This window comes from Lysinibacillus sp. FW301-JW8 (genome assembly GCF_058788755.1).
Window position 1 is genome coordinate 68260 of record NZ_JBYTBB010000020.1, and the last position, 7225, is coordinate 75484.

Below are 7225 nucleotides of genomic sequence, written 5' to 3' on the forward strand. Positions count from 1 at the left end.
TCTTTACAAAAGAAAAAGCTACCACGCCTTTTATAGCGTAGTAGCCTTTTTCAATGATAGGTCAAAGCATGTTCCTGAGGAATTGCTTTCTATTAGTCGCAAATCGCCGCCAATTGACTGGGCCATCATTTTACTAAGCGATAAACCTAGACCTAGTCCGCGAATTGTGTATTTTTTATTTTCTCCTCTAAAGAAGCGTTCAAAAATAAATGCCTGCTCCTCTTGAGGAATACCGTGCCCAGTGTCTCTCACAGTAATGGAAACCGAATCATTCTTTTCCAGCAATCTAATCGTTACGGCTCCCTCCTGCATGGCCTGTCTTGCATTCGTTAATAAATTCGTGACAATTTGCTGCACTCGGACAGCATCAGCCTGTACATAGACGATTTGTGCAAGCAATTGTACATGAATTTTTACTGCTTCCTCTTCCTGCATTACCTCCCACTGGGTAATTGCATCACGTATAAGTTGATTAACATTAACTGTCTCTAGTCTTACAGGAATGGCATCGACGGCAAACTGATTGAAGGCTAATAAATCGCCAACCATAGTCTTCATTTTCGTCGTTTCAACTAGCGCCATTTGTATAAATTCATTAGCATCCTGATCTGTAACGATTCCATCCCTCACCGCTTGTAAAAGTCCACTAATTGATGTGACAGGCGTTTTAAGCTCATGTGTAACACCTGCTAATAGCTCTGTTCTTGTTTTTTCCAATTGCTCTAATCGATTAGCCATTTCCTTAAAGGACGTAACAAGCTCATAAATTTCCTCTTCCTTAATATTTTCAGGTAGATTGACTATATAGTTACCCTCTTGCACTTGCTTCGCGGCTTCGGCTACTTGTTTGATTGGATGTGCCAAACGCCTTGACAACAAATAAATAGCCCCCCATCCTAATAAGGCAAGGGCTCCTATCAATAACGCTAATTGACCATATGCTTGATTAACCTTCGTTAAGTTTTCCTTTTTCTCAAGCACAAGCACCCAGCCAATTACCTTCTGATTATTTTCGATTTTTCGTTTTACAACATATTGAACTGACTCTTGTCTCTTATTCATGTCGATTATTTTTTTCGTATCTTCTTCACCATCAAGTAAATTGGCCACATTTTTTGCACTGCCTGGAGGAATTGGTCGATTACTTGTTAAGACATTGCCTTCTGTGTCAGCAACATATAAAATAGGATCAATTTCTCTCATGCTAAATCGTTCTCGGTTGCCAATAAAACCTGGAATTCCACCTATAGGTCCATTATTGGACCCTGTAGTATCTGTAAGACGAAATACTGTTTCATCAGCTAAAAACTTCATCATTTCCAATCGGTTTTCAAATGTTGTATGACGAATCCATACTGCGGATATAAAAGAGATAATAGCTAGTCCTACAAAGAGCGTCAATAAATAGCGACTTGTCCAGTAGTTGAGTAAAGATATGCGTTTACCTTTTTGGAACACTTAGCTGATACCCCAATCCACGTAATGTCTTTATTTCTCCATCTGCCTCATCCCAATCTGTCAATGCCTTTCGCAGTCGCTTCACCGCTAAATCAACCGCTCGATCGCTACCATCATACTCCCAGCCCCAAACTTGCTCAATTAACTGATCGCGTGTAAATGTTTGATTGGGATGCTCAGCCAAAAATAATAGCACCGATAAGTCTCTAGGCGTTAAAATGATCTCCTCTCCATTCAGTAGTACTCGATGTGCCTTCATATCTATTTCAAGCTCGCCAAATTTCTTTTTTTCTGCTGACTGATTTCCTTCGGCACGTCTTAGAACAGCCTTTACCCTTGCCACTACCTCATCTGCTATAAATGGTTTAGCAATATAATCATCTGCACCCTGATCAAAGCCATCTAAACGGTAATTTACATCTCCTAATGCTGTTAACATAATGATGGGACAAGAGCTAATACCTCTTATTTCCTCTAAAATTCTCCAACCATTTTTCTCTGGCAACATAATATCTAGTAGCACTAAATCTGGTTGACACTCTTGAAACACAGTCAGTGCCTGCCCGCCATTAAAACATTGCATCACATCATAGCCAACCTTTTTTAAATAAGCTTTCAACACCTGACTTATGGCATATTCGTCCTCTACAATTAATATTTTTGCCATGTCCTTCACCTCGTCCCTAGCTTGTTCGTGTTATCATTATATCATCGGAATATGTCAGCTAAGTGTCTGGAATCCAATCAGATAAACCCGTTTAAACAAGATTTATACTGACAATAAACTTTACATATTTGAAAATGTCCTTTAACCTTTTATAGTATAAACATTGCTATTCTATTGACAATGTCTTCCTACGACAATTATCATTGATTGCGAATGATAATCATTGATAATTTCATTCAAGTTAATAAATTATCTTTATTTAGAAAATGATTAGGGGGGTAGAAAACATGATTATTGTAACAAATCGTATTCAGGTCAAACCCGGCTTTGCTGCAAAAATGGCACCGAATTTTACAAAGCCAGGACCGCTACAGCAGTTTGAAGGTTTTCATAAAGTAGAGGTGTTAGTGTCAACTGATGACCCAACTTATGACGAAATGAGTGTCAACATGTACTGGGAATCAAAGGAACATTTCCAAGCTTGGCGAGATAGCGATGCATTCGCAGCTGCACATCATCGTCCAGAGCCGGGCTCAGAGGGAGCAAAACCTGAAAATAGTCCAATGATAGGCAGCAAAATCGTTATAGCAGAATTAGCGTCTTCGATCGAAGCAGCTCGCTAATTTATCATTAAATTATCTTCTGATTCTATCTAAAAAAACCTGCATATTCGAAAATATGCAGGATTTTTTTGCTTAATTATTTTATGAAAATAACTAACAGATACCCTACAATGGATAGGCAAATTGACCCGATAAGTCCTGCAATAAAGGCTTTTACACCTAATTGCTTAAAGGTTTTTATGTCTACGTTTAATCCCAATCCAGCCATGGCCATGCCAATTAAAATATAGGCAATATTGACAAATGCCTGAGCTACATTAGGGGGAACTATTCCTAGCGAATTAATTGCACTCATTGCTAAAAAGCCAAGAATAAACCACGGGATAATTGACAGCGAAAATGGCTCTTTTTCCTGCCCTCTCTCCATTTTCCGATAAAAAATACCAATAATGATTGCTACTGGCACGAGTAAAGCCACACGAGTTAGTTTAACAATAACCGCCATATCGATAGCTTCATTGCCACCAGCTGATGCTGCTGCAATCACATGGGCAATTTCATGTAAGGTACCTCCTGCAAAAACACCATATTCCGTTGGTGCTAACCCAAATAATGAATAGAACAATGTATAGATTAACGTGAATAACGTGCCAAGTAATGCGACAATCGCTGCACCCACTGCTGTTTCTTTTTCATTTGCTTTAACTTGAGGAGCAATAGCAACGACAGCGGCTGCTCCACAAATCGCTGTCCCACAAGCTGTTAAAATACCAAGCTTTCGTTCAACATGAAACATCTTTGTTAAACCATAGACAACCACTAAGGCGAATACTAAATCTAATAATGCAATCAGAAAAACACTCACTCCAGCATGATAAATATCCGCTAAATTCAAACGCATTCCCAATAAAATAATCCCAAATCTTAATAGCTTTTTACTTGAAAATGATATACCGACCTGCCATGAATCCTGTACCTTAAAAGCTGCTCTCCAAGCCATTCCTAATAGAATAGCAATGACAAGTTGGCCCAATATTGAGAAGAACGGAAATGTTGAAATATATTTTGCCGATAGAGCAATAAGGAGTGTTAACAATATCCCCTTGATAAATGCTGGAGCAAGGAAGCTTTTTAATCGATTCTGTCCATTTGCCATGATGTTCACTTCTTTCATCCTTTATGATTATACTTTATAAAAAAGTTAGTCATCAGTAAAATATATATATATAATTGTAATTATTAATATTTTTAATAGCAGGAGTGATGGCATGCAATATGATGCTTTAAAAACATTTATCACACTAGTCGAGGTTAATAATTTTACAAAAGCCTCCGAAATACTCCATATTTCACAGCCGAGTGTAAGTTTACACATTAAAAACTTAGAACAAGAACTGCAAACTACTTTATTTATTCGTTCACCAAAGTCTGTGCAAATTACACCTACTGGAGAGATTTTATATAATCGAGCAAAACAAATAATGGCCATTGCAGAGCAAGCAAAGGAAGAAATTTTAGCCTATCATCATGAAATTCAAGGTACACTTATTATTGGCGCAAGCTTTACAATCGGTGAATATATACTGCCCCCCATCATTGCGAGCCTGCAAAAGCAATTTCCTCAGCTTGAGCTTCAAATTATTATTGGTAATACGAAAGAAATCATTCAGTATACAAAGTTATTACAGGTTGATATTGGTCTTATTGAAGGGCAGGCACATGACCATGAACTTATTATTAAACCATTCATGCAAGATGAATTATTTATTGTTAGCGCCAGTAATCATCCTCTTACAAAGGAACCTGCTATTACTGTCGAGAACCTTCAGCAGCAGAACTGGGTTGCTAGGGAAGATGGCTCAGGTACACGCTACTATTTAGACCATTTATTTAGAGCAAATGGGCTTCAGGTAGGCTCACTTGTTACAGTTAGCAGTAATCAGGGTGTCAAGGAGAGCGTTATTCAAGGACTTGGACTTTCATTGCTATCTGCAAGTGTTATTGAACGAGAATTAAAGAGTGGAGATATCAAAGTTTTACATTTAGAAGAGCAGCATTATATGCGAACATTTTCATATCTATACTCTCCCACGATGAAAAATAAGCGTAATGCTGACACACTTATTGAAGCTCTACTCAAAAAAGCTTAGCGTGCTATTACTAGTCGCTAAGCTTACTTAATATTTCTCGGATTTAGACGTTTACGCTCCTGCTTTTGCTCAATAATATCTACAAATTTTGCTGCCGCCCGTGAAAGTGGGACACTCTTTAAATAACACATGCCTATACTACGGGCTGGTATTTGCTCAGTTAATGTTAACTCATATAAAAGTCCTCGTTGCAAATAATCCTTAGAAAATTCTTTCGTTACACAAGCAATGCCTAAATTACTACGTGCGAATTCCAGCACAAGATCATGCGACCCTAGCTCAAACTCAGGTTCGATATGTATTCCTCTCGCAAATAAATAATCTTCTACATATTTTCTGGAATTTGATTTTTGCTCTAAAAAAACAAGGGGAAATTTTAAAAGATCCTCAAAGCTTAATTTTTTTGACGTTAATGTTCGGTATTTTTCACCACATACAAAAACATCTTGAACCTCAGTACATACGGTTAACTGTAATGTCGCATCTTCTATCGGAAAATTACAAAGTCCTATATCCACCTCACCAGACTTAATAAAATTACAAATTTCCGATGTCGTCCCATTTAACATTTGCAATTTTATGTTCGGATACATGGTATGAAATGCCTCTAGATATGGCATTAAAAAAAAGCGGGAAATCGTATCTCCTACACCAATTTTTAATTGACCAGTTGTTAAATTTTTAAATTCCAGTAGCTTTTCCTCACCAGCATCTAAAAGACCTAACGCTGAATTCGTATACTCGTATAAAAGACTACCCTCAGTTGTTAGCGTTACCCCCTTAGGTGTGCGATTAAAGAGACGAGTACCAAGTTCCTTTTCTAATTGCATCATGGCTTGGCTAACAGCTGGCTGTGTCATATATAAATCCCTAGCAGCCCTTGAAAAGCTATTATTTTTAGCAACAACACTAAAAACACGATATAAATCTAACTTCCCTATCATATAAGCACTCCTTATAGCTATTATACGAACTATTAATTTTACTTATATCATTAAAGGAGCGTATAGTAAAATTATATTAATTTTTATTCACATAAAACATTTACCTGTTAATGAGGAGAGATTATTTTGGAACGTGTAGTTGGTACAGTTGTAAGAGGTCTTCGTGGTCCAATTATTAACGAAGGCGATAATATTGAACAAATCGTTGTTGATACGGTATTAAATGCCGCACAGATTGAAGGCTATTCAATTGAAGATCGAGACATTGTCACAGTAACAGAATCTGTCGTAGCACGTGCACAAGGTAACTATGCATCAATCGACGACATCGCAACTGACGTAGCTGCCAAATTTGGTGATGATACTGTTGGTGTTATTTTCCCTATTCTTAGCCGTAACCGTTTCGCAAACTGCTTACGTGGTATTGCTAAAGGCGTTAAAAAAGTCGTTCTTATGTTAAGTTATCCATCTGATGAGGTTGGTAATCACCTAGTTGATATCGACGAACTAGATGTAAAAGGAATTAACCCTTGGACAGATACATTAAATGAAGTTGAATTCCGTGAGCATTTCGGCTATAAAAAACACACATTTACAGGTGTAGATTATATTGAATATTATAAGGAATTAATCGAAGCTGAAGGCGCTTCTTGTGAGGTTATCTTTTCAAATAATCCAAAAACAATTTTGGACTATACGAAGAGTGTTTTAACTTGTGATATTCATACACGCCTACGCACAAAACGTATTCTAACAGCAAATGGGGCTGAAAAAGTATACAGCCTTGATAATATCTTATCAGCATCTATGAACGGTTCAGGCTTCAATGAGGAATACGGTTTACTTGGCTCAAACAAAGCAACTGAAGATAGTGTGAAATTATTCCCGCATACTTGCCAGCCAATTGTTGACGGTATCCAAGCAAAAATCAAAGAGGCTACTGGTAAAACAGTTGAAGTCATGATTTATGGTGATGGTGCATTCAAAGATCCTGTGGGTAAAATTTGGGAATTAGCTGACCCTGTTGTTTCACCAGCCTATACTGCTGGATTAGATGGAACACCAAATGAAGTTAAACTAAAATACCTAGCAGATAATGATTTTGCTGATCTTCGTGGTGATGAATTAAAAGCAGCGATTTCTGACTATATCCAAAATAAAGATGAAGATTTAACTGGTCAAATGGCAGCTCAAGGAACAACACCTCGTCGCTTAACAGACCTAATTGGTTCTCTATCTGACCTAACTTCTGGTTCAGGTGATAAAGGAACACCAATGATTTATATTCAAGGCTATTTCGATAATTACACTAAATAATACAAAAATGAACTCTCGTTTGCTAAAGAGAGTTCATTTTTCATAGTGTTGAAAAATTAAATAGTCAAGGGACTCTTTGTGAATATTTAGTCAAAATGAAGGTGATTTCCGTTCCAGGCTACTCGC

7 protein-coding genes are annotated in these 7225 nt (G+C 37.4%); 3 read left to right on the forward strand and 4 right to left on the reverse strand.

The genetic code is table 11. The annotated features are described in order from the left end of the window. Positions 1 to 30 precede the first annotated feature (30 nt). Both AC3WOM_RS10585 and AC3WOM_RS10590 read right to left on the reverse strand, forming a co-directional pair. Positions 31 to 1458 carry a HAMP domain-containing sensor histidine kinase gene (locus AC3WOM_RS10585; protein WP_492446652.1) on the reverse strand — a complete coding sequence of 476 codons (1428 nt, stop codon included), beginning with the start codon at positions 1456 to 1458 and terminating at the stop codon, positions 31 to 33. Beyond that, on the reverse strand, positions 1442 to 2125 hold the full coding sequence (locus tag AC3WOM_RS10590) for a response regulator transcription factor (RefSeq protein ID WP_492446654.1): 684 nt from the start codon (positions 2123 to 2125) through the stop codon (positions 1442 to 1444). Before AC3WOM_RS10590 ends, AC3WOM_RS10585 begins: the two co-directional genes overlap by 17 nt. Before the next feature lie 287 nt (positions 2126 to 2412). Between AC3WOM_RS10590 and AC3WOM_RS10595 the strand changes: the two genes are divergently transcribed. After that, complete coding sequence (locus AC3WOM_RS10595) at positions 2413 to 2748, forward strand: heme oxygenase (RefSeq protein WP_492446655.1); 336 nt, start codon at positions 2413 to 2415, stop codon at positions 2746 to 2748. Positions 2749 to 2824: 76 nt separating this feature from the next. Here the strand turns inward: AC3WOM_RS10595 and AC3WOM_RS10600 are convergent, their stop codons facing one another. Next, positions 2825 to 3844 (reverse strand): YeiH family protein, encoded by a 1020-nt coding sequence (locus tag AC3WOM_RS10600; protein WP_427548610.1) that lies wholly within the window; start codon positions 3842 to 3844, stop codon positions 2825 to 2827. A gap of 112 nt (positions 3845 to 3956) precedes the next feature. Here AC3WOM_RS10600 and AC3WOM_RS10605 point away from each other — a divergent pair, with 112 nt between their 5' ends. Continuing rightward, entirely contained in the window at positions 3957 to 4838 is an 882-nt protein-coding gene (locus AC3WOM_RS10605) for a LysR family transcriptional regulator (protein ID WP_492446656.1), read from the forward strand. Positions 4839 to 4861: 23 nt separating this feature from the next. Here the strand turns inward: AC3WOM_RS10605 and AC3WOM_RS10610 are convergent, their stop codons facing one another. Continuing rightward, positions 4862 to 5782 carry a LysR family transcriptional regulator gene (locus AC3WOM_RS10610; protein WP_427548613.1) on the reverse strand — a complete coding sequence of 307 codons (921 nt, stop codon included), beginning with the start codon at positions 5780 to 5782 and terminating at the stop codon, positions 4862 to 4864. A gap of 126 nt (positions 5783 to 5908) precedes the next feature. On the opposite strand from AC3WOM_RS10610, the gene AC3WOM_RS10615 reads away from it, so the two are divergent. After that, complete coding sequence (locus AC3WOM_RS10615; RefSeq protein ID WP_492446657.1) at positions 5909 to 7099, forward strand: coenzyme F420-0:L-glutamate ligase; 1191 nt, start codon at positions 5909 to 5911, stop codon at positions 7097 to 7099. The last annotated feature ends 126 nt before the right edge of the window (positions 7100 to 7225 follow it).

Bases quoted from the DNA above. Each gene is read 5' to 3' on its own strand.
- AC3WOM_RS10590 (WP_492446654.1), bottom strand. From the start codon at position 2,125: ATGGCAAAAATATTAATTGTAGAGGACGAATATGCCATAAGTCAGGTG.
- AC3WOM_RS10595 (WP_492446655.1), top strand. From the start codon at position 2,413: ATGATTATTGTAACAAATCGTATTCAGGTCAAACCCGGCTTTGCTGCA.
- AC3WOM_RS10600 (WP_427548610.1), bottom strand. From the start codon at position 3,844: ATGGCAAATGGACAGAATCGATTAAAAAGCTTCCTTGCTCCAGCATTT.
- AC3WOM_RS10605 (WP_492446656.1), top strand. From the start codon at position 3,957: ATGCAATATGATGCTTTAAAAACATTTATCACACTAGTCGAGGTTAAT.
- AC3WOM_RS10610 (WP_427548613.1), bottom strand. From the start codon at position 5,782: ATGATAGGGAAGTTAGATTTATATCGTGTTTTTAGTGTTGTTGCTAAA.